26 protein-coding genes, 1 other RNA gene and 1 pseudogene are annotated in these 23,023 nt (G+C 66.0%); 6 read left to right on the forward strand and 22 right to left on the reverse strand.

Going from position 1 to position 23,023, the window contains the following annotated elements:
- Positions 1-30: 30 nt before the first annotated feature.
- Positions 31-1,044, forward strand: coding sequence for a nicotinate-nucleotide--dimethylbenzimidazole phosphoribosyltransferase (gene cobT, locus ACVISU_RS15840; protein WP_456707541.1), 1,014 nt, complete (start codon positions 31-33; stop codon positions 1,042-1,044).
- A 98-nt stretch (positions 1,045-1,142) separates the two neighbouring features.
- Positions 1,143-1,559 carry a hypothetical protein gene (locus ACVISU_RS15845; protein ID WP_456710830.1) on the forward strand — a complete coding sequence of 139 codons (417 nt, stop codon included), beginning with the start codon at positions 1,143-1,145 and terminating at the stop codon, positions 1,557-1,559.
- 148 nt (positions 1,560-1,707) lie between these two features.
- On the opposite strand, the gene ACVISU_RS15850 is transcribed toward ACVISU_RS15845, so the two are convergent.
- From ACVISU_RS15850 to ACVISU_RS15875, 6 genes are all read right to left on the reverse strand, one after another.
- Positions 1,708-2,118, reverse strand: coding sequence for a VOC family protein (locus ACVISU_RS15850; RefSeq protein ID WP_050405761.1), 411 nt, complete (start codon positions 2,116-2,118; stop codon positions 1,708-1,710).
- A 77-nt stretch (positions 2,119-2,195) separates the two neighbouring features.
- Positions 2,196-2,732, reverse strand: a complete 537-nt coding sequence (locus ACVISU_RS15855) for an SRPBCC family protein (RefSeq protein WP_456707542.1) — start codon at positions 2,730-2,732, stop codon at positions 2,196-2,198.
- Positions 2,733-2,766: 34 nt separating this feature from the next.
- Positions 2,767-3,177 carry a DoxX family protein gene (locus tag ACVISU_RS15860; protein ID WP_050405759.1) on the reverse strand — a complete coding sequence of 137 codons (411 nt, stop codon included), beginning with the start codon at positions 3,175-3,177 and terminating at the stop codon, positions 2,767-2,769.
- A gap of 361 nt (positions 3,178-3,538) precedes the next feature.
- A complete protein-coding gene (locus tag ACVISU_RS15865) occupies positions 3,539-4,816 on the reverse strand; it encodes an RNA polymerase sigma factor (protein WP_456707543.1) in 1,278 nt (425 codons plus the stop codon).
- Positions 4,813-5,181: a YciI family protein gene (locus tag ACVISU_RS15870; RefSeq protein ID WP_050405757.1), complete on the reverse strand. Its 369-nt coding sequence runs from the start codon at positions 5,179-5,181 to the stop codon at positions 4,813-4,815. The genes ACVISU_RS15865 and ACVISU_RS15870 overlap by 4 nt, the downstream gene beginning before the upstream one ends.
- A 186-nt stretch (positions 5,182-5,367) precedes the next feature.
- A complete protein-coding gene (locus tag ACVISU_RS15875) occupies positions 5,368-5,655 on the reverse strand; it encodes a hypothetical protein (protein ID WP_456707544.1) in 288 nt (95 codons plus the stop codon).
- Between the two features lie 89 nt (positions 5,656-5,744).
- On the opposite strand from ACVISU_RS15875, the gene ACVISU_RS15880 reads away from it, so the two are divergent.
- The gene (locus tag ACVISU_RS15880; RefSeq protein WP_050405755.1) at positions 5,745-6,710 is read left to right on the forward strand and encodes a 2-hydroxyacid dehydrogenase; all 966 of its coding nucleotides are present in this window, start codon (positions 5,745-5,747) and stop codon (positions 6,708-6,710) included.
- A 113-nt stretch (positions 6,711-6,823) separates the two neighbouring features.
- Here ACVISU_RS15880 and ACVISU_RS15885 read toward each other — a convergent pair whose 3' ends face one another.
- The 4 genes from ACVISU_RS15885 to ACVISU_RS15900 all read right to left on the reverse strand — a co-directional run bounded on the left by ACVISU_RS15885 (position 6,824) and on the right by ACVISU_RS15900 (position 9,212).
- Positions 6,824-7,315 carry an SRPBCC domain-containing protein gene (locus ACVISU_RS15885; RefSeq protein WP_206600781.1) on the reverse strand — a complete coding sequence of 164 codons (492 nt, stop codon included), beginning with the start codon at positions 7,313-7,315 and terminating at the stop codon, positions 6,824-6,826.
- Entirely contained in the window at positions 7,296-7,715 is a 420-nt protein-coding gene (locus ACVISU_RS15890; RefSeq protein ID WP_456707545.1) for an ArsR/SmtB family transcription factor, read from the reverse strand. Before ACVISU_RS15890 ends, ACVISU_RS15885 begins: the two co-directional genes overlap by 20 nt.
- 97 nt (positions 7,716-7,812) lie before the next feature.
- The gene (locus ACVISU_RS15895; protein ID WP_456707546.1) at positions 7,813-8,463 is read right to left on the reverse strand and encodes a dihydrofolate reductase family protein; all 651 of its coding nucleotides are present in this window, start codon (positions 8,461-8,463) and stop codon (positions 7,813-7,815) included.
- A gap of 89 nt (positions 8,464-8,552) precedes the next feature.
- Positions 8,553-9,212, reverse strand: a complete 660-nt coding sequence (locus tag ACVISU_RS15900) for a TetR/AcrR family transcriptional regulator (RefSeq protein WP_050405752.1) — start codon at positions 9,210-9,212, stop codon at positions 8,553-8,555.
- A gap of 99 nt (positions 9,213-9,311) precedes the next feature.
- On the opposite strand from ACVISU_RS15900, the gene ACVISU_RS15905 reads away from it, so the two are divergent.
- A complete protein-coding gene (locus ACVISU_RS15905; RefSeq protein ID WP_050405751.1) occupies positions 9,312-9,956 on the forward strand; it encodes a glutathione binding-like protein in 645 nt (214 codons plus the stop codon).
- A 241-nt stretch (positions 9,957-10,197) separates the two neighbouring features.
- On the opposite strand, the gene ACVISU_RS15910 is transcribed toward ACVISU_RS15905, so the two are convergent.
- From ACVISU_RS15910 to ACVISU_RS15940, 7 genes and pseudogenes are all read right to left on the reverse strand, one after another.
- On the reverse strand, positions 10,198-10,665 hold the full coding sequence (locus ACVISU_RS15910; protein WP_456707547.1) for a nuclear transport factor 2 family protein: 468 nt from the start codon (positions 10,663-10,665) through the stop codon (positions 10,198-10,200).
- A gap of 80 nt (positions 10,666-10,745) precedes the next feature.
- Positions 10,746-11,195, reverse strand: a complete 450-nt coding sequence (gene ybgC / locus ACVISU_RS15915; protein WP_021076499.1) for a tol-pal system-associated acyl-CoA thioesterase — start codon at positions 11,193-11,195, stop codon at positions 10,746-10,748.
- Between the two features lie 68 nt (positions 11,196-11,263).
- Positions 11,264-12,181 carry a metallophosphoesterase gene (locus tag ACVISU_RS15920; protein ID WP_456707548.1) on the reverse strand — a complete coding sequence of 306 codons (918 nt, stop codon included), beginning with the start codon at positions 12,179-12,181 and terminating at the stop codon, positions 11,264-11,266.
- A 165-nt stretch (positions 12,182-12,346) separates the two neighbouring features.
- Positions 12,347-13,396: a Holliday junction branch migration DNA helicase RuvB gene (gene ruvB, locus ACVISU_RS15925; RefSeq protein WP_050405748.1), complete on the reverse strand. Its 1,050-nt coding sequence runs from the start codon at positions 13,394-13,396 to the stop codon at positions 12,347-12,349.
- A pseudogene (gene ruvA, locus ACVISU_RS15930) lies at positions 13,393-14,011 on the reverse strand (Holliday junction branch migration protein RuvA). The gene ruvB and the pseudogene ruvA overlap by 4 nt, the downstream one beginning before the upstream one ends.
- Before the next feature lie 292 nt (positions 14,012-14,303).
- Entirely contained in the window at positions 14,304-14,831 is a 528-nt protein-coding gene (ruvC, locus tag ACVISU_RS15935) for a crossover junction endodeoxyribonuclease RuvC (protein ID WP_456707549.1), read from the reverse strand.
- Between the two features lie 229 nt (positions 14,832-15,060).
- A complete protein-coding gene (locus ACVISU_RS15940) occupies positions 15,061-15,807 on the reverse strand; it encodes a YebC/PmpR family DNA-binding transcriptional regulator (protein ID WP_050405745.1) in 747 nt (248 codons plus the stop codon).
- A gap of 202 nt (positions 15,808-16,009) precedes the next feature.
- Between ACVISU_RS15940 and ACVISU_RS15945 the strand changes: the two genes are divergently transcribed.
- Positions 16,010-17,764: a methyl-accepting chemotaxis protein gene (locus ACVISU_RS15945; protein WP_456707550.1), complete on the forward strand. Its 1,755-nt coding sequence runs from the start codon at positions 16,010-16,012 to the stop codon at positions 17,762-17,764.
- A gap of 336 nt (positions 17,765-18,100) precedes the next feature.
- On the opposite strand, the gene ACVISU_RS15950 is transcribed toward ACVISU_RS15945, so the two are convergent.
- The 5 genes from ACVISU_RS15950 to ACVISU_RS15970 form a co-directional block, all read right to left on the reverse strand.
- Complete coding sequence (locus ACVISU_RS15950) at positions 18,101-18,925, reverse strand: TIGR00282 family metallophosphoesterase (RefSeq protein ID WP_456707551.1); 825 nt, start codon at positions 18,923-18,925, stop codon at positions 18,101-18,103.
- Position 18,926: 1 nt separating this feature from the next.
- Positions 18,927-19,505 carry a 5-formyltetrahydrofolate cyclo-ligase gene (locus tag ACVISU_RS15955; protein WP_050405742.1) on the reverse strand — a complete coding sequence of 193 codons (579 nt, stop codon included), beginning with the start codon at positions 19,503-19,505 and terminating at the stop codon, positions 18,927-18,929.
- A 169-nt stretch (positions 19,506-19,674) separates the two neighbouring features.
- Positions 19,675-19,835, reverse strand: a non-coding RNA gene (gene ssrS / locus ACVISU_RS15960) — 6S RNA.
- Positions 19,836-19,922: 87 nt separating this feature from the next.
- Positions 19,923-20,306 (reverse strand): cell division protein ZapA, encoded by a 384-nt coding sequence (locus ACVISU_RS15965; RefSeq protein ID WP_050405741.1) that lies wholly within the window; start codon positions 20,304-20,306, stop codon positions 19,923-19,925.
- Entirely contained in the window at positions 20,303-20,623 is a 321-nt protein-coding gene (locus tag ACVISU_RS15970; RefSeq protein ID WP_050405740.1) for a DUF4164 domain-containing protein, read from the reverse strand. Before ACVISU_RS15970 ends, ACVISU_RS15965 begins: the two co-directional genes overlap by 4 nt.
- Before the next feature lie 338 nt (positions 20,624-20,961).
- On the opposite strand from ACVISU_RS15970, the gene tkt reads away from it, so the two are divergent.
- Positions 20,962-22,944 (forward strand): transketolase, encoded by a 1,983-nt coding sequence (tkt, locus tag ACVISU_RS15975; protein WP_456707552.1) that lies wholly within the window; start codon positions 20,962-20,964, stop codon positions 22,942-22,944.
- Positions 22,945-23,023 lie beyond the last annotated feature (79 nt).

Below are 23,023 nucleotides of genomic sequence, written 5' to 3' on the forward strand. Positions count from 1 at the left end.
AGTTTGCGGCCCGCTCGACGAGGGAATCGCATGCAGTTCAGTACTCTAGACGACATCCGCAGCTTTTGTCGCGAGCTGCCCGAAGGCGACGCGGCAAGCGCTGCGGCAGCTACCCAGCGCCAGCAGAACCTGACCAAGCCGCCGGGCAGCCTCGGCCGGCTGGAGGAGGTCGCGATCTGGCTGGCGCGCTGGCAAGGGCGCGAGATCCCCCGGCTCGATCAGGTCACGATCGCCGTGTTCGCCGGCAATCACGGCATCGCCGAGCGCGGCGTCTCCGCCTTTCCCTCTGAAGTCACCGCGCAGATGGTGGCGAATTTCGCCGCGGGGGGCGCCGCGATCAACCAGATCGCCAGGCTTGCCGGGGCGGAGCTGCGCGTCGAGCCGCTCGAACTCGCACGTCCGACCCGCGATTTCACGATGGCGCCGGCGATGGATGGCGCCGATTTCCTGGTCGCCTTCGACACCGGCTGGCGCACGGTGCCGGAGCGATGCGATCTGCTCGTGGTCGGCGAGATGGGCATCGCCAACACCACGGTCGCGGCGACGCTGTGCGCGGCGCTGATGGGCGGACGCGGTGCGCGCTGGGCCGGCCGCGGCACCGGCGTCGACGATACCGGCCTGCTGCGCAAGCGCACTGTGATCGATACCGCGCTGAAACTGCATCGCAGCCTGCTCGACGATCCGCTCGCCGTCGCAGTCGCGCTCGGCGGCCGCGAGCTCGCGGCCATCGCGGGCGCCGTGCTGGCGGCGCGGGCACGATCGATCCCGGTGCTGCTCGACGGCTTCGTCGCGACGTCGGCGGTGCTGCCGCTGGCGCGGCTTGCGCCTGATAGCCTCGCGCATTGCCGCGCCGGGCATGTCTCGGCCGAGCTCGGCCATCGTCAGCTGCTGCGCGACCTGCAGCTCGCGCCCCTGCTCGATCTCGAGATGCGGCTCGGCGAAGCCTCCGGCGCGGGGGTTGCGATCCTGCTGCTGCGCGCGGCGCTCGCCTGTCATGGCGGCATGGCGACCTTTGCCGAGGCCGGTGTCTCCGGCGCGGGCTGACAAACTGTCGCCGCATGGGCTAGCGTAGACTACGGGTTCAGCGCGAGCTGGACGACGTCGACCGAAGGAACCGCCGAATGCGCACCAGGGCGATCTCGATGATCTTGGGCTTGGCGGCGCTTTTCGCGGACATTTCCTTCGCGCATGCCGAGGTCCGCATCCTCGCCAGCCCCGGCGGGCAGGTCGGCCCGTTCATCGAATTGTTCGACAAGGTGCGCGAGTCCGGCGAGCGCGTGGTGATCGACGGGCCGTGCCTGTCGGCCTGCACGCTGGTGCTGTCGATGGTGCCGGGCGACCGCATCTGCGTGACGCGGCGCGCCGTGCTCGGCTTCCACGCCGCGCGCTCGATCGACCGGCGCGGCCGGACCTATGCCGAACCGGAAGCATCCGAGGCGGTGCTGGAGGCCTATCCGGCGCCAGTGCGCGGCTGGATCGTGCGCCGCGGCGGCCTGACCTCGCGCCTGCTGCTGCTGCGCGGCCGCGAGCTCGACGCGATCTATCCGCGGTGCCGGTGAATTGCGTAGCTGATGTAGGGTGGGTTAGCGAAGCGTAACCCACGCTTGCCGCCCACAGGCGCTTGCGCAGACGGGAAACCGGCGCTGGGTCACGCCTTTGGCTAACCCACACGACGTTCTACAATTCTACGGCGGCGCGTGTGCCGGCCTACATCTGCTGCGGGCAGTTCACCATCCAGGGGATGCCGAACTGATCGACGCACATGCCGAAGCCGTTGGAGAAGAAGGTCTTGCCGAACGGCATGGTGACCGTACCGCCTTCGGACAGCGCCTTGAAGCGGCGTTCAGCCTCCGCGGGATCCTCGACCTGCAGCGCGACGTGAAAACCCTGCGGCTTCTGGAAGTGACCGGGCGGGGCGTCGGAGGCCATGATGATCTCGCCGTCGATCGAGAGGCGAGCATGCATGATCTTGTCCTTCCAGCCCGGCGGCGTCTGCATCTCCGCGTTGCCCTCGCCGTAGGGGAAGGATTCCTCGATCCGCGCGCCCAGAACCTTCTGATAGAAGTTCAGCGCCGCGCCGCAATTGCCGTCGTAGGAGAGATAAGGATTGACCTGCATCACATGCTCCCTGGGTAGGTTCTGGTTTTGAGGCGCTTCTTCACGCGAACCGTTAAACCACTTCGCTCGAAAACGCGCTATTTTTCCGTCAGCTTCTTCAGATTGGCGAGACCGGCCTCGAAATCCTTGCCGATCATGTGATCCAGGTTCATGAACACCTGCATCACCTTCGACATGAAGACGGCCGGACCATACATGGTCCATGTGACGCTGGTCGCATCTCCCTGCGGCAGCATTGTGAACTCGGCGGTGTTGTGGCCCTCGAACGGCTTGAGGAAGTCGAGCTTGATCACGATCTTCGACGGCGCGGACGACTGCAGGATCTCCATCCGGCCGGTGCCGACATTCTTGTTGCCGTCCCAGGCATAGATCGCTCCCTGCCCGCGCCCGGCGCCGTCATAGGTGCGCTTCATGTCGGGATCCCGATTCTCGTAGGGCGACCAGACCGTCCACTGACGGAAATCGTCGATCAACGGAAAAATCCGCTCGGCCGGCGCATTGATGCTGGTCGCGCGCGTGACGCAGAATGTGCTCGGCTTGGTCGCCGCGAGGACGAGGATGACGGCAATCGCGACCGCGAGAATGACCGCGATGACGGCAATGGTCTCGAACATGACAGTCTCCACGCAAATGAATGAGGACGATAGCTCAGCGGCGGAACGGAAGCAGCGCGCGCAGATTGCCATCGCGCAGATAGAGCCCGCCCCAGACCATCAGGCCGAGATAGAGCCCGAACAGCGTGTGGGTGAACAGCGGGCTGCCGATCCGCACATGGGAGGCAATCGCGCCGCCGAGATAGCCGGTGAGCAGGATGGCGCCGAGGATCGAGGTCGGCGGCACCGAGTACAGCAGCGTGCAGACGATGGTGATGATGCCGAGGCTGCGCGCCAGCGTATCGCTCGCGCCGTAGCCCATCTTGTCCATGGTCTCGGTGACGACGGACAACGGCAGCAGCTTGATCGCGCCATCGAACAGCAGGAAAAGGACGACCACGCCGCTCAAGACGCGGCCGGTGATGCGGGCGGGCTTCGAGATTTCGGTGTCGACGATGACAGGCATGGCAGGCTCCGTAACGCTTGGTGATGCTCTGCCTTCATGACGAATGGAGCAGTGCGGCGCCGACGGGGTGGCGAAGATTTTTTGCAGCGACGACTGGACTTGCGCGAGCGATGCACGCGTCGATCGGCGCGCCCGGGGCTTACCCCTCTCCCCAACCCTCCCCCGCAAGGGGGGAGGGAGCCTGACCAGCGTGCTCACCTCACTTGCGCGCGGTCGCGAAAAATCGGTGCATGCCAATATCGACGTGAGGAAGCCACCGGCGGAAGGGTTCCCTCCCCCCTTGCGGGGGAGGGATAGGGAGAGGGGTGTCGCACGGGAAGTCTCTCAACGCACACGCGAACGAGGCACGACCAAGCGAGCGCTACTTCGTCTTCACATTGCGCGGCTGGCTGTCGCGCATCAGGCGATCGATATGCATGCGGATATGGGCGGCTTCGGCGGTGGTGTTGGCGAGCGCGATAGCGCGGTCGAAAGTGACGCGGGCTTCCTCGTTGCGGCCGAGCTGCATCAGGAAGGCGCCGCGCACGCCGAAATAATGGAAGTAATTGGAAAGCCGCGGCGCCAAGGGCTCGATCATCTCGAGCGCGGCCGCCGGCCCCTTCACCTTGGAGACCGCAACGGCGCGGTTCAGCGTGATCACCGGCGACGGCTGCATGATCTCGAGCGCACCGTAGAGCAGGTCGATCTGGGTCCAGTCGGTATCCTCTGCCTTTTCCGCGCGCGCGTGGAGTGCGGCGATCGCGGCCTGCACCTGGTAGGGCCCGCTGCGGCGGTGGCGCATCGCCTTGTCGATCAGCGCGAGGCCTTCGGCGATCAGCTTCTGATTCCACAGGCTGCGGTCCTGGTCGTCGAGCAGGATGACCTGACCGTCGGCGTCGAAGCGCGCCGCGGCTCGGGCATGCTGCAGCAACAGGAGCGCCGTCAGCCCCATGATCTCCGGCTCGCTCTGGAACAGCCGCAGCAGCAGGCGGGCGAGGCGGATCGCCTCCTCACACAGCGGCGAGCGGATCTCCGCGGTGTCGCCGCTCGCCGAATAGCCCTCGTTGAAGATCAGATAGATCATCGCCGCGACCGAGGCGAGCCGCTCGCTGCGCTCGACGGCGCCCGGCGTCTCGAACGGCACATTGGCGTCGGCGACGCGCGCCTTGGCCCGCGTGATGCGCTGCTCCATCGCGGCTTCCGAGACCAGGAAGGCGCGCGCGATCTGCTTCACCGACAGGCCGGAGACGATGCGCAGCGCGAGCGCGATCTGCTGCGTCGCCGGCAGGTCCTTGTGGCAGCAGATGAACAGCAGCCGCAGGATGTCGTCGCGGTAATGCGAGCCATCGAGCCGCTCGGCGAGCTCCTCCTCCGCGTCCTCGAGGTCGGAAATCGCCTGGTCGTCCTCGGGCAGCGGTTGCTGCTTCTTGTTGCGGCGGACCTCGTCGATCGCGACGTTGCGGCCGACCATGATCAGCCACGCCGCGGGATCGCGCGGCGGGCCGTTCTGCGGCCAGCTCTTCAGCGCGCGCAGGCAGGCGTTCTGGAATGCTTCCTCTGCGGTGTCGAGATTGCGGAAGTAGCGCAGCAACGCGCCAACCGCCTGGGGACGCGCCGACGTCAGCGCGGCATCGATCCAGGCGGTGTCGGTCAGGCTCACGGCTTTGCACTCCCCGGGGTGAAGTAGCCGACCGGGCGGATTTCGTAGGTGCCGCCGGGATTGGCCTCGCCGAGGTCGCGCGCGATGTCGAGCACCTCGTCGAGGTTCTTGCCCTCGACCAGATAGAAGCCGAGCAGCTGCTCCTTGGTTTCGGCGAACGGGCCGTCGAGCACCAGCGGCGGGTTTTCCTTGCGCAGCGTGGTCGCCGCGGTGGTCGGCAGCAGCCGCGCCACCGGGCCGAGCTTGCCCTGCTTGGCGAGCTTATCCTGCACGACGGACAATTTCTGCATGACCGACGCGTCGTGTTCCTTGCTCCAGGAACCGACTAGGTCTTCGTCATGATAGCAGAGGATGGCGTACAGCATCGAAAAGGCATCTCCGTTCATTGCAAGAACGAACGATTATGCCCGCTGCCGACAGGCGGCGCGAAAGAAATTTGGGTTCCGGATGTCGGCGACGGATTTCGCCGAAGCCTCGGCGCACAGCGCGAAAGACCGAGGGCTGAGGCCGCGATGGCGCGTCAGGCCATCGCCGTAACGACGATGCCGCGATCACCAATAGACGCCGTAGCGGGCGGCGATCCGGCGCGCCTTGGCCTCGTCGCTCTCCCGGCGGTTGGCCTGGCTCCTCTTCACCGGACGCGACGCCTGCGGCCGCGGCGCATCGGCAGGCTGCACCTGCGACGAGCCCGGCTGGGCTTCGGCGGGAGCAGGCGCAACGGCCGATTGCGTCTGAGCGGGGGTGTCGGCGTTTGCGAGCACAAGGCCACGACTCTGGCCGGCGTGAGCGGTGGTGGCGGCGACTGCGATGAAAGCCGCGATCAGGATCAGCTTGCGCATGGAAGTTCTCCCCGGTTGATGGCAGGAGACTAAGGGGCGGGCCACGCCCGTTCTGTGATGAATATCACATTGAAGTTGGAGGTATCCCGATGGGTAAGGGCGCACTGGCGCTGCTGATCAATGGCGGCTCGGAAAACTGGTCGTCGGCGCGCTGGAAAGCGCGGTTCGACACGGTCTGCCCGGACCGCCGCGTGGTGCTGCTGCCGGACGGCGCGCTCGATCCCGCGGAGGTGCACTATGCCGCGGTATGGAAGCCGAAGCCGGGCGAGCTCGCGGCATTCAAGAACCTGCGCGTCATCTTCAACCTCGGCGCCGGCGTCGACGCACTGATGGCGGACCGCTCGCTGCCCGACGTGCCGCTGGTGCGGGTTTCGGTCTCCGATCTCACCGACCGCATGACAGAATATGTCGTGCTGCATGTGTTGATGCATCACCGCCAGGAGCTTTATCTGCGCGAGTCGCAGCGCCTGAAGCGCTGGGCGCCGGACTATCAGTGGGCGGCAAGCGCGATCACCGTCGGGGTGATGGGGCTCGGCACCCTCGGCGCCGCCTCGGCGCACGCGCTGCGCGCGCTCGGCTTCCGCGTCGTCGGCTGGAGCCGCAGCGAGAAGCGGATCGACGGCGTCGTCTGCTATCACGGCACTGACGGGCTGGACGCGTTCCTGCGCGAGACCAACATCCTGGTCTGCCTGCTGCCGCTGACGCCGGATACCCGGCACGTGCTGAACCGCGACGCGTTCGTGAAACTGAACCGCAGCAGCCCGCTCGGCGCGCCTGTCATCATCAATGCCGGCCGCGGCGGATTGCAGAACGAAGCGGACATTTTGCGCGCGCTCGATGACGGCACGCTGGGCGCGGCCTCGCTCGACGTCTTCGAGACCGAGCCGCTGCCCGAGGCGAGCCCGTTCTGGAGCCATCCGAAGGTGGTGCTGACACCGCACAACGCCGCCGACACCGACGCCGACGAGATCTCGAAATACGTCGCGCAACAGATCGCGCGCTTCGAGCAAGGCGGGGAGCTGGAGAACATGGTCGATCGCAAGCGGGGGTATTAGCGCGAAGCCGTCATTGCGAGGAGCGAAGCGACGAAGCAATCCATGCCACCCTAAACACGGTCAGATGGATGCTTCGCGTCGCTCGCAATGGCGGATGCGAGACAACAGGCGCCTTAGCCCATCCCGGCAACCACCTCCGCGAGCCGGTCGTAGGCCGGCGCGACGCCCTTGTCGATGCCCGAATTGAGATGGCCGTCGCGCGCTTCCTTGGTCGGATGGCGGATGGTGGTGGTCAACGTGGTGGTGCCGGCTTCCTCGATGAAGGTCGAGATGACGAGATATTCGTCGCTGGTGAAGCCCGGCATCGAGAAGGTCTCGCCGAATGCCAGCCGCTCCGGTCGCACCACCTCGCGATAGGTGCCGGTCAGTTCATGCTCGATGCCCTCGGAAGAGCGGAACACAAACCGATAGGCTCCGCCGACGCGCAGGTCGACTTCGCACACGGGCATTGCGAGCGTCTCGCAGCCGAGCCAGCGCACCAGATATTCCGGCTTGGTCATCGCGTCGAACACAAAGCGCCGCGGCGCATCGAACTGGCGCGTCATGGCGAACTCGAAATCCGATGGGGTCGTGATCCTCAGCGTCTTATCCACGCGTGCGTCCACGTTGCTTCTCCTTGGTTACTCTGACTTTAGGGTTGCTGACCTTGCGGTTGCTGCGCGGCGGGACCTTCGCGGCCTCCTCCGCCTTCATCTCCTCGAGCAGGCCGTCGAGGTGGTTGAAGCTCTCGTCCCAGAAGCGGCGGAAATTCCCGAGCCAGCCGTCGACCTGCTTGAACGAAGAGGGCGCGATGCGGCACGGCCGCCACTGCGCCTCGCGCCCGCGCGAGATCAACCCGGCATGCTCCAGCACCTTCAGGTGCTTGGAGATCGCCGGCAGGCTCATGTCGAATGGCTTTGCCAGCTCCATCACCGAGGTTTCGCCGAGCGCGAGCCGCGCCAGGATCGCGCGCCGGGTCGGATCGGCCAGCGCCGCGAAGGTCGAACTGAGGGGATCGAGCGGCATCTACTTAGCTCATTGGTTAAATAACCTTTGGGTTAAGTACGACCAAAAAGCGGTCGCGTCAACGGCCTATTTTGGCCGCTGACGCGGAGACTGCGACCTACGGCTTGCGCGCGAAGGTGATGTGGGTGGCGTTCGGGCTCGCGACATGCGAGACGACGCCATAGCCGAGCGCGGGCAGGTCGAGCCCCGCGAACAAGCTCTCGCCGGCACCGAGCAAGACCGGCGGTATCACCAATTGCAGTTCGTCGAGCAAACGGGCCTGGAGGAATTGCCGCACCACCGATACGCCGCCACCGACCCGGATGTCCTTGTCGCCGGCAACGGCGCGCGCCCGCTCCAGCGCAGCAAGCATGCCGTCGGTGACGAAATGAAACGTGGTGTCGCCCGCCATCGGAAGGTCGGGCCGCGCGTGATGCGTCAGCACGAACACTGGCGTGTGATATGGCGGTACGTCGCCCCACCAGCCCTTCCACGAATGATCGGGCCACGGCCCACGAATCGGTCCGAACATGTTGCGGCCCATGATCCAGGCGCCGATGTTCTGCATCGACTTGCGGGCGATCTCGTCGTCGAGCCCGGTGGTGCCGCCGTCCTGTCCGGTCATCTGGCGAAATGTTCGCGTCTCGAAGAACCAGGCGGCGGGCAGCGCGAGACCGCCTTCGCCGAATGGGTTTTCCAGGCTCTGGCGCGGCGCCGCGCCAAATCCGTCGATCGATACCATGAAGAGTGAAGTCCTGAGCTTTCCCATGAAGTTCCGCTTCCGTGTGCGAGGAGACCTGACCGAGGACGGCCCGGAAAACCAGCTCCCGACATTTGCTCTGGTGAAATTCGCGGCGGCTATTTGGCCGCGCACAGCACGTCGACGGCGCCCTTCACGATCGCCTCGAGTTCCCCGCGCGGCACGCGGGCGCGGGCACGGATCGCGATGGTGTGGATGGTGGCGGAGGCGAGATGCGCCAGCGCCGCCGGATCGGCGCCCTCGGGCAGCTCGCCGCGTTCCCTGGCATGGCGGAAGCAAATGCCGAACGCCTTGTCGAGTTCGGTCAGGCCCTCCACCACCATGCTGCGGATATCCGGATCCGACACCGCCTCGGACGCCGCTGTCATCACCGTGAAGCAGCCGCGCGGACCGGACTCGCCGGAGAGATAGATGTCGAGCGCGATCCGGTAGATGCGCTCCAGCCGCTCGCGCAGCGGCGCCTCGGCGCGAAAGATGTCGGCCATCGACGCGCGCGCATCGTCGCGGTAGCGCTGGTAGCTCTTGATGTAGAGGTCGCGCTTGTCGCCGAACGCGCCATAGAGACTCGGCCGGTTCATGCCGGTCGCAGCACTCAGATCATCGAGCGAGGTCGCGGCAAAGCCGTCGCGGCGGAACAGATCGAGCGCCTTGCCGAGCGCCACATCGGGCTCATAGGCGCGCGGCCGCCCGCGCCGCTTCGGTTCGACGGGCGTCGCACTTCTTGCAGCAGATGGCGGCCTCTTACTTTTTTGTACCATTTCGCATTAAATTCCTTGACGCCCTCAATATTATCCAAGACAGTACAAAAATCAACAATGGCCGGGACACCCGCGCCAGACTCGCCCCAAGGAGGCACCATGGACCTGTATTTCTCGCCGCTCGCTTGCTCGATGGCGACCCGCGTCGCGCTGTACGAAGCGGGCCAGCCGGCCAACTATCTCGAGGTCGATCCGAAGACCAAACAGGTGCGCAATGACGGCACCGACTTCAACAAGGTCAACCCGCTCGGGCTGGTGCCGACCTTGCGCACCGACGACGGCGTGGTGCTGACCGAGAACGCCGCGATCCTGCAATATGTCGCCGACCAGTTCCCGCGCGCCGGCATCGGCACCGCATCGAGCGCCGAACGTTCGAAGCTGCATCAATGGCTGTGCTTCATCGGCACCGAGTTGCACAAGGGCCTGTTCCTGCCGCTGCTCGACAAGAAGGCGCCGCCGGAAGCCAAGACCTACGCGCTGGAGAAATACGTCTCGCGGCTCGACTATCTCGAGGACCACCTGAAGGGCCGCGACTACCTGCTCGATCATTTCAGCGTCGCCGACGCCTATCTCGTCACTGTCATCAACTGGACCATGGCAACGCCGCCGATCGAGCTTTCGAAGTGGCCGGCGCTGAAGGCCTATTACGAGCGCCTGCGCACCCGGCCGTCGGTCGCGAAAGCGGTCGCGGAGGAGTTCGAGCTCTACAAGGCGGAGATCGCCCGGCACAAGGCGGCGGCGTAAGGCACATTGAAAGGCGACGGCTCCGAGCGTGGGGCCGTCCACACTTCGAGGCTCGCTCCGCTCGCACCTCCAGCGACAAAGGCGAAGCCTTTGCGCAGGGGTGACGGAGCGAACATCTGCACGCTTAGCTCTAGCTGAACGCTCAATCTCATGACCGTCATGCTGAGGAGCGCGGAACGCGCGTCTCGAAGCACGACGGCCCGGCTCCCGCCTCACCCTGAGCCCGGATCGAGCGCAGCGATCAGAACGGCTCCTGCCCCAACCCGGGCACGTCGGCCGGACGCGGACCCGGCGCAGGCCAGTGGAAGCGGCGGTCCTTCTCTGCGATCGCGATGTCGTTGATCGAGGCCTCGCGGCGGCGCATCAGGCCGTGCTCGTCGAACTCCCACTGCTCGTTGCCGTAGGAGCGAAACCAGTTGCCGCCGACGTCGTGCCATTCGTACTGGAAGCGCACCGCGATGCGATTGCCGTCGAACGCCCAGAGGTCCTTGATCAGGCGATACTCCAGCTCCTTCTCCCATTTGCGGGTCAGGAAGGCCACGATCGCCTCGCGGCCTTGAAATACCTCGGAGCGATTGCGCCAGCGGCTGTCCTCGGTATAGGCGCCGGCAACCCGGACCGGGTCGCGCGAATTCCAGGCGTCCTCCGCCATGCGCGCCTTCTGCGCGGCGGTCTCGCGGGTAAAGGGCGGCAGCGGCGGGCGTGACATCGGCGATCCCTCAATGTTTGCCAGGCAAATCTATCGCCGGGCGACGGAGAGTCGATGGGGTGTTTCCTATCGCCCGATAGTTAAGCCAGATCGGCCTTCATCAGCGCGCGAATGGACTTCGGAATCGGCTGTGCCCTGCCCTGACTGACGAAGGCGACGCGCACCTGCGCCTTCACGAGCACGTCATCGCCGCGCCGGACCTCCTGCGCGAGCATGATGGAGGCACCCTTCACCGCGATCGGCCAGGTCACGACGTCGAGCATGTCGTCCATTCGCGCGGGCTTCAGGAAGTCCAGCGTCATCGAGCGCACCACGAAGGCGAAGCCGCCGGTCTCCTCCTGCGCCTCCTCGAACAGCGCGTTCTGTTCGGCGCCCATCAAGCGGAGATGATTGGTGCGGCCGCGCTCCATGAAGCGCAGATAATTGGCGTGGTAGACGATGCCGGAAAAATCGGTGTCTTCGTAGTAGACACGGACCTGCATATGATGTCGGCCATCGCGGATCGCGCCGTCGATATGGGGTAAGGTCAAGTGCGGCCCCTCGATTGCCCTCGTGAGAACCATCGTTTTGCGCAAATTGCGCGATCACGCAAGCGCGATCAGGACAGCACCGGCCCCTTTGCGCCGAGCGTGACCTGCACGATCTCCGGCGGCACGCCGAGGCGGAACGGCATGATGCTGCAGCCGAGGCCGCCGGAGACGACGACGTCGCATTTCAGCTTGATGTGGCCATAGGCGAGCCGCATGCCGTGCTTCACCGGCACCGCGGGCGACCAGCCGAGCAGCCGGATCTGGCCGCCATGGGTGTGGCCGGACAGTTGCAGCGCGACGCGCGAGGGCACGCGGAGCGCCACATCGGGCTCGTGCGCGAGCAGGATCACCGGCGCGTCGTCGGTGACTTTTGCGAGCGTCGCGTTGAGATCGTCGACGCCGATGCGCCGGACCTCGCGATAGCGCCGCGCCGCCATAAAGGCGAGCTGGTCGCCGAGACCGGCAAGCCAGAACGGGCGACCGTCCTTGGTGAGCCGCACCGCGTCGTTCTCGTAGACCGGAATGCCGGCGCGCTCCAGCGCGCGGCGCGCGACGGGTGTCCCCTGCCCCAGGCGCTGCACCGTCTTGTCTTCCCAATAATCGTGATTGCCGAGCACGGCGTGGACGCCGAGCGGCGCCTTCAGGCCCCTGAGCACCGCGGCCCATTCGGAAGCCGGAATGAAGCGGGTGACGTGGCGCAGTCCCGCGACATAGTCGCCTAGCAACACGATGATGTCGGGGTTCAGCGCGTTGGTGCGCTCGACGATCTCCGCGATGCGATCGAGCGACATCCAGGGATCGCAGGCGTGAATATCGGCGAGCGCGACGATCCTGAGCGGAAAGTCGGCCGGCCATTGCCGCGGCGACAGATCGTAGCGCGTCAGCGTGAGGCGGACGACCGGCTCGCTCAGGCCGTAGGCTCCGGTCGAGGCGGTGGCGGCGGTCAATCCGCCGAAGCCGCGAAGAAAATGTCGACGTGAAATCATGGACGCTTGATCGGTGATGCCTGGCGCCTCCTGGAAGGCGCTCCGGACGATCATAGGCCCTTTGATTAGAGCGAAATTGGGCCGTGTTTGTGCAGAGGACCCGCAGAGACGTCGCAATGGTTAGCGGGCACAACACGTCTTTTCACGTCTTCGAGAGCGCTCGCCTCAATCCTCATCGCCATTGCCGCCGAACAGGCCGAACTGCGCGGGATCGCGGTTCGGCTCGGCGAGGCCGAGATGGCGGAAGGCATGTGAGGTCAGCAGTCTTCCGCGCGGGGTGCGCTGCAGATAGCCGCACTGGATCAGATAGGGCTCGATGATGTCCTCGATCGCATCGCGCGGCTCCGACAACGCTGCGGCCATGGTCTCGACACCGACTGGCCCGCCGCCATAGTTCAAGGCGATGGTGGTGAGATAGCGCCGGTCCATCGCGTCGAGCCCGGCGCTGTCGACCTCGAGCGCGCTCAGCGCCCGGTCGGCGATGCCGCGGTCGATGGCATCGGCATCGGCTGCCGAGGCAAAGTCGCGGACCCGGCGCAGCAGGCGGCCGGCGATGCGCGGCGTGCCGCGGGCACGGCGCGCGATCTCGTTGGCGCCGTCGGGGCTCATGCCGATGTTGAGCACGCGGGCGCCGCGGGTGACGATCTTCTCGAGCTCTTCCACGGTGTAGAAGTTGAGCCGGACCGGAATGCCGAAGCGATCGCGCAGCGGATTGGTGAGCAGGCCCGCGCGCGTCGTCGCACCGACCAGGGTGAATTTCGACAGCTCGATCTTGACCGAGCGCGCCGCAGGGCCTTCGCCGATGATCAGATCAAGCTGAAAATCCTCCATCGCGGGATAGAGTACTTCTTCCACCGCTGGGCTCAGGCGATGGATTTCGTCGATGAACAGCACATCGCGCTCTTCCAGATTGGTGAGCAGCGCCGCGAGGTCGCCAGCCTTCGCGATCACGGGGCCGGAGGTGGCACGGAAGCCGACGCCGAGCTCGCGCGCAACGATCTGCGCCAGCGTGGTCTTGCCGAGGCCGGGGGGACCGACGAACAGCACGTGATCGAGCGCCTCGCCGCGCTTCTTGGCGGCTTCGATGAAGATCGAGAGATTCTTGCGCGCCTGGGCCTGGCCGACGAACTCCGTCAGCGACTGCGGACGCAGCGCGGTGTCGCCGACATCGTCGGAGCGGCGTTCGGGCGAGACCATGCGCGAGGGCGTGTTCACTTCGACAATTCCTTAAGCCCAAGCCGGATCAGCTGCGCGGTCTCGGCACTCTCACCGGCGCTGCGCGAGGCAGCGGCGATCGCGGCGGCGGCCTGCGGCTGGCCGTAGCCGAGGTTAACCAGCGCGAGAGATCGCGTCGGTGACCGGACGCGGCGCGCGGTTGTTGTCGATCGCGCCCGAGAGATGCACCACCGCGGGATCGACATCGGCAAAGCCCGGTGCCTTGTCCTTCAATTCGCTGACGATGCGTTCGGCGACCTTCGGCCCGACACCGGGCGTCCGCGCCACCGCCGCCTTGTCACGCAGCGCGATGGCGTTGGCGAGATCGGTCGGCGGCAGCGTGCCGAGCACCGCGAGCGCGACCTTGGCGCCGACGCCCTGCACGGTCTGCAGCAGGCGAAACCATTCGCGCTCGAGATCTGAGCGGAAGCCGAACAGCTTGATCTGATCCTCGCGGACATAGGTCTCGATCGAGAGCACCGCCGCGCCGCCCGGCGACGGCAATGCCTGCAGCGTGCGGCTCGCGCAATGCACCTGATAGCCGACGCCGCCGACGTCGAGGATTACGTAGTCCTCGCCATAGGAATCGATCAGACCCTTGAGCTTGCCGATCATGATGGTGACCCAGGCTCGACGCGCGCACCGTGTTCGGATGAACCCGCACTAGTAGGGGACGCACTGGCGGAAGGGTTCCCTCCCCCCTTGCGGTGGAGGGTTAGGGCGAGGGGTACCACACGACGCGCTCTGTCAATTTCCGTTCCGACGACAGGTAGCCGACTTTGCGAGGGCGATGCGCTCAGCAATCGTCTCGCCCGGGGTCCACCCCTCTCCCCAACCCTCCCCCGCAAGGGGGGAGGGAGCCTGACGAGCGCGCGCTCCTCGCGTTGCGCTACGTTGCAATAGCCGATCATAGGCTCGCCACCCTGAGCCGGAGTGCGGCGCTCTGGCGGTGATGGGCGTGGGTGATCGCGACCGCGAGCGCGTCGGCGGCGTCGGCGGACGGCGGTTCGGCCTTCGGCAACAGGATCTTCAGCATCACCTGGATCTGGTTCTTCTCGGCGTGACCGGCACCGACCACGGTCTTCTTGACCTGGTTCGGCGCGTATTCGGCGACCGAGATACCGAACATTGCGGGCGCCAGCATGGCGACGCCGCGGGCCTGGCCGAGCTTCAGCGTGGCAACGCCGTCCTTGTTGACGAAGGTCTGCTCGACCGCGGCCTCCGCCGGCCTAAAGTCGCCGAGCACGGCGGCCAGCCCCTCATGGATCGCGAGCAGCCGGCTCGCCAGCGGCAGATCGTCCGGCGGCTCGACCGAGCCGCAGCCGATATAGACCAGACGGTTGCCCTCGGTCTCGATCACGCCCCAGCCGGTGCGGCGGAGACCCGGATCGATACCGATGATGCGGACGGGAGAGCGAATCGGCTGGGCTGTCATGCGGTAGTGATACCGCCTGGCCTGCGAGAACGAAACACAAACGGAAGCCCATCCCCTGCCGCGGTCGCCGTCGGCTCCGCTCTTGATCCCGTCCTCGCTCGTCATCCCCCGCGAAAGCGGGGGATCCAGCACGCCGCGGCCTCTCGGGTCAAATAACGACCTCTGGAATGCTGAATCGCCCGATCAAGTCGGGCGATGACATTGGAGCTTGGGGCGATGAACGCGGCTCTTACCCGCCCATCTTTGCAATCAGCGCGTCGGACACCTCGAAATTGGCGTAGACGTTCTGCACGTCGTCGTGCTCGTTGAGCAGGTCCATCAGCTTGAGCAGCTTTTCGCCGGTCTCGTCGTCGACCGCGACGGTGTTCTGCGGCTTCCAGGTCAGCGCCGCCTTGCGCGGCTCGCCGAACTTCGCTTCCAGCGCTTTTGCGACCTCGCGGAAGGTGTCCTGCGAGGCGTAGACCTCGTGGCCGCCTTCGCTGGAGACGACGTCGTCGGCGCCGGCCTCGATCGCGGCGTCCAGCATCGCATCGTCGGAGGCCACCTTGGCGTCGTACTCGATGATGCCGGTGCGATCGAACATGAAGGCGACCGAGCCGGTTTCGCCGAGATTGCCGCCCGACTTGGTGAAGAACGAGCGGATGTCGGAGGCGGCGCGGTTGCGGTTGTCGGTCAGCGCCTCGACGATCACGGCGACACCGCCGGGGCCATAGCCCTCGTAGCGTATCTCGTCGTAGTTCTCGCCCTCATTGCCCGCGGCCTTCTTGATGGCGCGGTCGATATTGTCCTTGGGCATGTTCTCGGCCCGCGCTGCGACCACGGCGGCGCGCAGCCGCGGGTTCATCGCCGGGTCCGGGGTGCCGAGCTTGGCCGCCACGGTGATTTCGCGGGCCAGCTTGCCGAAAAGCTTCGACTTCTGGGCATCCTGCCGGCCCTTGCGGTGCATGATGTTCTTGAATTGGGAATGGCCGGCCATGCGACGTCTCTTCGAGCCTAGGGTCTGAACAGGGGTGGAAAACGCGGCCTTATAGGCCCCTGGCGGTCAAAATCAAAGGTCGGCAGGGGTCGTCTGGCCCGAGAATACTACCGCAAGCCGGAATATGAGGCACTTGTTAACCATGACTTCATGCCCGGATGCGAGGATCGCCCCGTCCCGCCGCAACTTTCCAAGAGCCCCCATGGCGTTCGGTTTGTTTCGAAAGCAAGAGCCGGAGCCGGCTGCGCCTGTCGCCGCGCCACTGGTGCCGGCCGCGGCAACCGCGCCCGAGGTCTCGACCGAGACTGATTCGTCGAAGGAAATCTTGGAGCTGCTGGAACTCGAGCTAGGGGCTATGATCCGCCAGCTCGAGCGCGCCGCGGGCGCGGTGGCCGACGGCGCCGAGGCGACGGCCGCCAAGCTCGCGACGATCCGAGCCCGCACCGACGCGCTGACCGGGCGCAGCAGCGATGCGCAGAGCACCGCGACGACATTCTCCGAAGCCGCCGACCGGTTCACCCATTCCGCCGAAGGCATCGGCGCGCAGGTGCGCAGCGCGAGCCAGCTCGCCGACGATGCCGCGGCGGCGGCGCGCGAGGCCACCGCGAATGTCGATCGCCTGCGCGAATCCTCGGCCGCGATCGGCAATGTCGTCAATCTGATCGCGCAGATCGCGCGGCAGACCACGCTGCTCGCGCTCAACTCCACCATTGAAGCTGCGCGCGCCGGCACGGCCGGCAAGGGCTTTGCCGTGGTCGCCACCGAGGTCAAGGCGCTGGCGGTGCAGACCCAGAGCGCCACTGAGGAGATCACCCGCAAGATCGAGGCGCTGCAGAAGGACGCCACCGGATCGGCGGACGCCGTCCACCGCATCTCGCAGGCGATCGAGAAGATCCGGCCGGTGTTCGAGAACGTCAACGGCGCGGTCGCCGAGCAGAACCAGATCACCGGCGAGATGGGCCAGAACGCAGCCTCCGCCTCCCACTTCATCGTCTCGGTCGGCACCAGCGCCGGCGAGATCGACAGCGCGACGCGGGAAGCCGCCGCGCATGGCGACAATGTCGCCAAGGCCGGCAAGGCGGTGACCGCCTTCGCCCAGAAGCTGAAGGCGCGCTGCGCGGTGCTGCTGCGCCAGGACGAGCGCGGCGATCCGCGCAAGAACGAGCGCCTGCCCTGCAGCCTCAGAATCGAGATCACGACCGCGCGCGGCAACATCACCGCGCCGGTCTATGAGATCGCGATGGACGGCATCCTGATCGGCGGGCCCGATGCCGAGAAGCTGCCGGCCCATGAGACCCTGAGCGCGACCCTCCAGGACATCGGCGCCTGCCGGATCAGGATCGGCGACCGCGCCAAGGCAGGCAGCCAGGCGCGCTTCGAGGCCGCGACCGCCGAATTGCGCGAAAAGATCGAAGACCGGATGTGGGCGATCCACGAGGAGAACGCCGAACTCGTCACCCGCGCGATGGAAGCCGGCCGCGCACTGAGCAGACTGTTCGAGAACGGACTGGCCAGCGGCGCGATCACGATCGCCGACATGTTCGACACCGACTATGTCGAGATACCGGGCACCAATCCGGTGCAGTACCGCACCAAGATGCTGGACTGGGCGGACCGCGCGCTGCCCGCTCCGCTCGAGGCGTTCCTCGCCAAGGACAAGCGCCTGGCATTCTGCGCGACGGTCGACCGCAACGGCTATCTGCCGGTCCACAACAAGATCTACTCGCAGCCGCAGCGGCCGGGCGACGTCGCCTACAACACCGCCAATTGCCGCAATCGCCGCATCTTCAACGACCCCGCCGGCCTCGCCGCCGCGCGCAATGAGCGCGCCTACCTGGTGCAAAGCTACGCGCGCGACATGGGAGGCGGCACCACCGTGATGATGCGCGAGATCGACGTGCCGATCCGCGTCCGCGGCCGGCACTGGGGCGCGTTCCGCACCGCCTACAAGCTTTGAACGGGGCCCGGATGGGAGTCGCGCGAACGCGCGCCCCGTTGGCTGCATCCGGGCTACAGGCACTGCCAAAAAAATGCAAAACAACCCCATGCACAGTAGCCGTCGGCTGCCGGCGCTCGACACTGCGCTTGACACGTCGGGCAACTCACCGGTACATTTCCATTATTCCGAAATGGTGTGCAGCGATAGGCCGGACCGGTTTCCGGCAGGGTTGACGGCAAGTCGTCATTGCGAGGAGCGATAGCGACGAAGCAATCCATCGCCCCCCATGCACGGTGACATGGATTGCTTCGCTTCGCTCGCAATGACGGAATCGGTTCGTCGGCGCGACTTCACTTACGTCCAGAACCCCGGCACCGCGGGCTCGAGCCGGCCACCGGCGCGCACCGGCGCGACCTTGACCGCAAGCCCGGTCGCATCGTCGGTCTCGACCGCGACGCCGCTGAGCGTCGCAACGCCTGCCGCCGGCTCGAAACGGCCGGAGGGAATGCCGGTGAGGAAACGCTGCAGCGGCTCCTCCTTCTGCATACCGATCACCGAATCATAGTCGCCGGTCATGCCGGCATCGCTCATGTAAGCGGTGCCGCCGGGCAGCACCTGGTGATCGGCGGTCGGCACATGGGTGTGGGTCCCGACCACGAGGCTGACGCGGCCGTCGCAGAAGAAGCCGACGCCCTGCTTCTCGCTGGTCGCCTCGGCGTGGAAATCGAGCACGATGGCGTCACAACCCTCGCGCAGCGGGCAGGCCTCGAGCTCACGCTCGATCGCGCTGAACGGATCGTTCGAGGACGGCTCCATGAAGACGCGACCGATCGCGTTGAGAACCAGCGCGCGCTTGCCGCTCTTGGTGTCGACCAGCGCGGCGCCGCGGCCCGGCGAATGGCGCGGGAAATTCAAGGGCCGGATCAGGCGCGGCGCGCGCTCGATGAAGACCAGCGCCTCCTTCTGATTCCAGGCGTGGTTGCCGAGCGTGATCGCATCGGCGCCGGCGTCGAGCAGCTCCTGGTAGATCGCCTCGGTGATGCCGAAGCCGCCGGCGGCGTTCTCGCCATTGACGACGACGAGATCGAGCGACCAGTCCCTGACCATGCCGGGGAGATGATCTGATATGGCGGTGCGGCCCGTTCTGCCGACGACGTCACCAACGAAGAGGATACGCAATTCAAGGGCTCCGGAAATCGAACGTCTTGCGCTCCGTTAGCACATAATCGAGCGGGACGTCGTGCGACAGCGCCGGAATGGCCTTGGTTTCCTGTGCAGCAAAGGCGATCCCGACCCCGATCACATGCTTGGCCTTGCGCAGATGCGCAAAGGTATAGTCGTAATAGCCGGCACCATAGCCGATGCGGTGGCCGAGCTTGTCGAAGGCGGCAAGCGGCACCAGCATCACGTCGGGATGCACCTCGGCCGCGGCCGGCGACGGCTCGGGTATGCCGAGCGGCCCGAGCATCAGCCGGTCCTGCGGCGACCAGCTGCGGAAGGTCAGCGACTGGCCGCGCGCATTGATACAGGGCAGCGCGAGCCGCGCCCCCTTCTCGGCAAGCTTCTTCATCAGCGGCGCCGGATCGATCTCGCTGCGGATCGGGGCATAGCCCGAGATGATCATGCCTTGCGTGATGGCGAACGGCGCGCCGCGCTTGGCGAGCGCTTCCGCAGCCGTCGCGCGCTGCTCGTCGCTCAGCGCGTCACGCTTGGCGAGGGCAAGCGCCCGAAGCTCGGCCTTCGATGGAGATGCGTGCATGATCCATCTTCCGCTGTCGTCGTCCGCGACAACGGACGATCCATCAATCACAGACGCTCGCATTCATTAGGGTCACGCCGCGGCGCACTGGACGCCCTGCTTCGCAGGGAACAGCGCTGCACCACAATCGAACCGCCGCCGCGCGACGACTAGGCAACAGCAAAAATAGTGCGAAGCCGCAGAGGCCGTTGGAGCGCTCGATCCCGGAGTTCCCTACGAAAGTAGGTGGGCACCATATGTCCGGGTCCACGGACCCGGCCAGGGACAGTTCCCTAAAGGATCGATAAGGCCCCGGGGATATATGGCTCCTGACGCACGACGCAGCTTCGCGTGGGCTAATCTAGCGATCGTTGTCGCAATTCGCCAGCGGTAAGAAACCTGGCGTCGCCCCGGCGAAGACCGGGACGACCAAGAACATCACCCGATCGCGATGCCGCCGCCGATGGTGCGGTTGAGCACCTGCGTGGTGCGCTCGATCCGCTCGGCGGCGGCGTTCAGCGCGTTGGAGACCGCGGTCTGGGTCGCACGGGCGCGGTCGGCGGCGGCTGTGCGGGCATTGCGCAACTGCTCGACCTCTTCCTCGAGGCTGCGGATGCGCGCGCTTGCATCGACCAGCTCGTCGCAGGCGGTGAGCGCCGCCATCACGGTGAGCCGTGCGTCGCCGATCTCGCCGAACTTGCCGCGCAGCGATTCGACGCGCTGCTGGAGATTTTCCGCGAGCTTCAAGAGCCGCACCTCCTGGCCCTCCTCGCAGGCCATCCGGTATTGCCGGCCATTGATGGTGACGTTGATGTGGCTCATCTGCCTTCTCCGCCCTCGAGCACGGCGCGAATGGTGCCGATCGCCGCGTCGAGCTTTTCCGCGATGTCGCGATTGACGCGCTCGAGCTTGCGCGTCTTCACCAGCGATCCGTCGAGTTCGTCGGCAAGTCTCGAGCGATCGGCGCCGAGCGCCTGGATCCTGCTCGCCAGTTCGTTCTCATCGCGGTCGGCCTCGCGGCGCCGCTCCACCGAACTTTCCAGCGCATCGAGCGCGGCCATCAGCCGCTTGGTCGCAGCATCGATATCGGCAAGCGGTGCCTCGGTATTGCCAGACCCGTTGGCGAGACGATCACTCATGACACGCGGCGTGGACCCCTTCTGGTCGATCGGCCTTGATAGCCGGCTGGAGACAGGCTTGCCGCACGGCAAAAGCGGCGGTTGGGCAAGCGTTTAGCGGACGAAATTTACGTGGCAAGCGAGGGAAGCGCAACGGCGGCGCAGAACTATGCACCGTTGAATGAAATTGGGCCATTTCGAGCAACTTTTCCCCGTTTTGGGGCGTTTCCTCGCCTTGGACTTGCGGAATTGAGGTGCTAATCCACCCTCCAACCCGTAAGGCCACTCCACGCGCGCATCGCGGCTGCTCGCCCCGATACGTCCAGCAATCAGCTCTCATTTCAGGCGGACTTTTCATCATGACGCAGGTCGATCACACCCGTATGGCCAATGCGATCCGTGGCCTTGCCATGGACGCCGTCGAGAAGGCGAATTCCGGCCATCCCGGCCTGCCGATGGGCGCTGCCGACATCGCAACCGTCCTGTTCACGAAATTCCTGAAGTTCGATGCCGCCGATACGGCGTGGCCCGATCGCGATCGCTTCGTGCTGTCGGCCGGCCACGGCTCGATGCTGCTCTATGCGTTGCTGTACCTCACCGGCAACAAGGACATGACGCTCGACCAGCTCAAGCATTTCCGCCAGCTCGGATCGCTGACGCCGGGGCACCCCGAGAATTTCCACACCAGGGGCATCGAGACCACCACCGGTCCGCTCGGCCAGGGCATCGCGACCGCGGTCGGCATGGCGCTCGCCGAGAAGATGCTCGCTGCAGAATTCGGCAAGAAGATCGTCAACCACTACACCTATGTGCTCGCCTCGGACGGCGACCTGATGGAAGGCATCTCGCAGGAAGCGATCGCGCTCGCCGGTGTCTGGCGGCTCAACAAGATGATCGTGCTGTACGACGACAACGGCATCTCGATCGACGGCCCGACCTCGATCGCCGACTCCGTCGATCAGGTGAAGCGCTTCAAGTCCGCGGGCTGGGCGGCCGAGCTGATCGATGGCCACGATCCGCAGGCGATCGCGGCTGCGATCACCCGCGCGCAGAAGTCCAGCAAGCCTTCGCTGATCGCCTGCAAGACCACGATCGGCTTCGGCGCGCCGACCAGGGCCGGCACCGCGAAAGCCCATGGCGAAGCGCTCGGCGCCAACGAGCTCAAGGGCGCCAAGGAGAAGCTCGGCATCTCGCTCGAACCGTTCTCGGTGCCCGACGACGTGCTGAAGGCCTGGCGTGAGGCCGGGGCTCGCGGCGCTGCCGAGCACAAGGCGTGGGACGAGCAGTTCGCGCAGCTCGGCAACCGCAAGCGCGCCGAGTTCGAGCGCCGCATCCGTCACGAGCGCCCGCAGTCGCTCGCCAAGGGGCTGCGCGCCTTCAAGAAGAGCCTCTTGGAAAATCCGCTCAACGTCGCGACCCGCAAATCGTCGGAAGCTGCGATCGAGGTGATCGCGGCCGCGATGCCGATGGAATTCGTGGCCGGCTCGGCCGACCTCACCGGCTCCAACAACAACAAGGCGAAGTCGGCAACAGCGTTCGCCGCCAAGACGCCGAAGGGCCGCTTCATCCATTACGGCATCCGCGAGCACGGCATGGCAGCGTGCCTCAACGGCATCTTCCTGCATGGCGGCTTTGCGCCGAACGGCGCCACCTTCCTGGTCTTCACCGACTATGCGCGCGGCGCGATGCGCCTGTCGGCGCTGATGGGCACCGGCGTCGTCTATGTCATGACCCATGATTCGATCGGGCTCGGCGAGGACGGCCCGACGCACCAGCCGGTCGAGCACCTCTCCGCGTTGCGCGCGATGCCGAACATGCGCGTGTTCCGTCCCTGCGACGCGGTCGAGACCGCCGAGTGCTGGGAATTGGCGCTCAACCGCGTCGACGGACCGACCGTGCTGGCGCTGACCCGCCAGAACCTGCCGCAGCTCCGCACCACGGCGCCGAACGACAATCCGTGCAGTCACGGCGCCTACGAATTGGTCGCGGCGCAGGGTGACGCGAAAGTGTCATTGTTCGCCTCCGGTTCCGAGGTCCAGATCGCGGTCGAGGCACAGAAGCAGCTCGCAGGGCGCGGCATCGCGACGCGGGTCGTCTCGGTGCCGTCGCTGGAATTGCTGCTGGCGCAGCCTGCGGAGCGACAAAATGCCATTATCGGCAAGGCGCCGGTCAAGATCGCGATCGAGGCTGCGGTGCGCTGGGGCTGGGACGCCGTGATCGGCCATGACGGCGAATTCATCGGCATGCACGGTTTCGGGGCCAGCGCCCCGGCGAAGGACCTTTTCCCGCATTTCGACATTACCGCTGAAGCCGTCGTTAACGCTGCCACCAAGCGCGTCTGACGCCGGTCTGCCACTCGCGGGGCACGGTTGAGCTTGTCGTGAAAAAGGATTACCAAAGCTCCATCTTTTCCGTACGCGC

Source organism: Bradyrhizobium sp. USDA 4452 (genome assembly GCF_054063575.1).

Bases quoted from the DNA above. Each gene is read 5' to 3' on its own strand.
- cobT (WP_456707541.1), top strand. From the start codon at position 31: ATGCAGTTCAGTACTCTAGACGACATCCGCAGCTTTTGTCGCGAGCTG.
- ACVISU_RS15845 (WP_456710830.1), top strand. From the start codon at position 1,143: ATGATCTTGGGCTTGGCGGCGCTTTTCGCGGACATTTCCTTCGCGCAT.
- ACVISU_RS15850 (WP_050405761.1), bottom strand. From the start codon at position 2,118: ATGCAGGTCAATCCTTATCTCTCCTACGACGGCAATTGCGGCGCGGCG.
- ACVISU_RS15855 (WP_456707542.1), bottom strand. From the start codon at position 2,732: ATGTTCGAGACCATTGCCGTCATCGCGGTCATTCTCGCGGTCGCGATT.
- ACVISU_RS15860 (WP_050405759.1), bottom strand. From the start codon at position 3,177: ATGCCTGTCATCGTCGACACCGAAATCTCGAAGCCCGCCCGCATCACC.
- ACVISU_RS15870 (WP_050405757.1), bottom strand. From the start codon at position 5,181: ATGCTGTACGCCATCCTCTGCTATCATGACGAAGACCTAGTCGGTTCC.
- ACVISU_RS15875 (WP_456707544.1), bottom strand. From the start codon at position 5,655: ATGCGCAAGCTGATCCTGATCGCGGCTTTCATCGCAGTCGCCGCCACC.
- ACVISU_RS15880 (WP_050405755.1), top strand. From the start codon at position 5,745: ATGGGTAAGGGCGCACTGGCGCTGCTGATCAATGGCGGCTCGGAAAAC.
- ACVISU_RS15890 (WP_456707545.1), bottom strand. From the start codon at position 7,715: ATGCCGCTCGATCCCCTCAGTTCGACCTTCGCGGCGCTGGCCGATCCG.
- ACVISU_RS15895 (WP_456707546.1), bottom strand. From the start codon at position 8,463: ATGGGAAAGCTCAGGACTTCACTCTTCATGGTATCGATCGACGGATTT.
- ACVISU_RS15900 (WP_050405752.1), bottom strand. From the start codon at position 9,212: ATGGTACAAAAAAGTAAGAGGCCGCCATCTGCTGCAAGAAGTGCGACG.
- ACVISU_RS15905 (WP_050405751.1), top strand. From the start codon at position 9,312: ATGGACCTGTATTTCTCGCCGCTCGCTTGCTCGATGGCGACCCGCGTC.
- ACVISU_RS15910 (WP_456707547.1), bottom strand. From the start codon at position 10,665: ATGTCACGCCCGCCGCTGCCGCCCTTTACCCGCGAGACCGCCGCGCAG.
- ACVISU_RS15920 (WP_456707548.1), bottom strand. From the start codon at position 12,181: ATGATTTCACGTCGACATTTTCTTCGCGGCTTCGGCGGATTGACCGCC.
- ruvC (WP_456707549.1), bottom strand. From the start codon at position 14,831: ATGACAGCCCAGCCGATTCGCTCTCCCGTCCGCATCATCGGTATCGAT.
- ACVISU_RS15940 (WP_050405745.1), bottom strand. From the start codon at position 15,807: ATGGCCGGCCATTCCCAATTCAAGAACATCATGCACCGCAAGGGCCGG.
- ACVISU_RS15945 (WP_456707550.1), top strand. From the start codon at position 16,010: ATGGCGTTCGGTTTGTTTCGAAAGCAAGAGCCGGAGCCGGCTGCGCCT.
- ACVISU_RS15955 (WP_050405742.1), bottom strand. From the start codon at position 19,505: ATGCACGCATCTCCATCGAAGGCCGAGCTTCGGGCGCTTGCCCTCGCC.
- ACVISU_RS15965 (WP_050405741.1), bottom strand. From the start codon at position 20,306: ATGAGCCACATCAACGTCACCATCAATGGCCGGCAATACCGGATGGCC.
- ACVISU_RS15970 (WP_050405740.1), bottom strand. From the start codon at position 20,623: ATGAGTGATCGTCTCGCCAACGGGTCTGGCAATACCGAGGCACCGCTT.
- tkt (WP_456707552.1), top strand. From the start codon at position 20,962: ATGACGCAGGTCGATCACACCCGTATGGCCAATGCGATCCGTGGCCTT.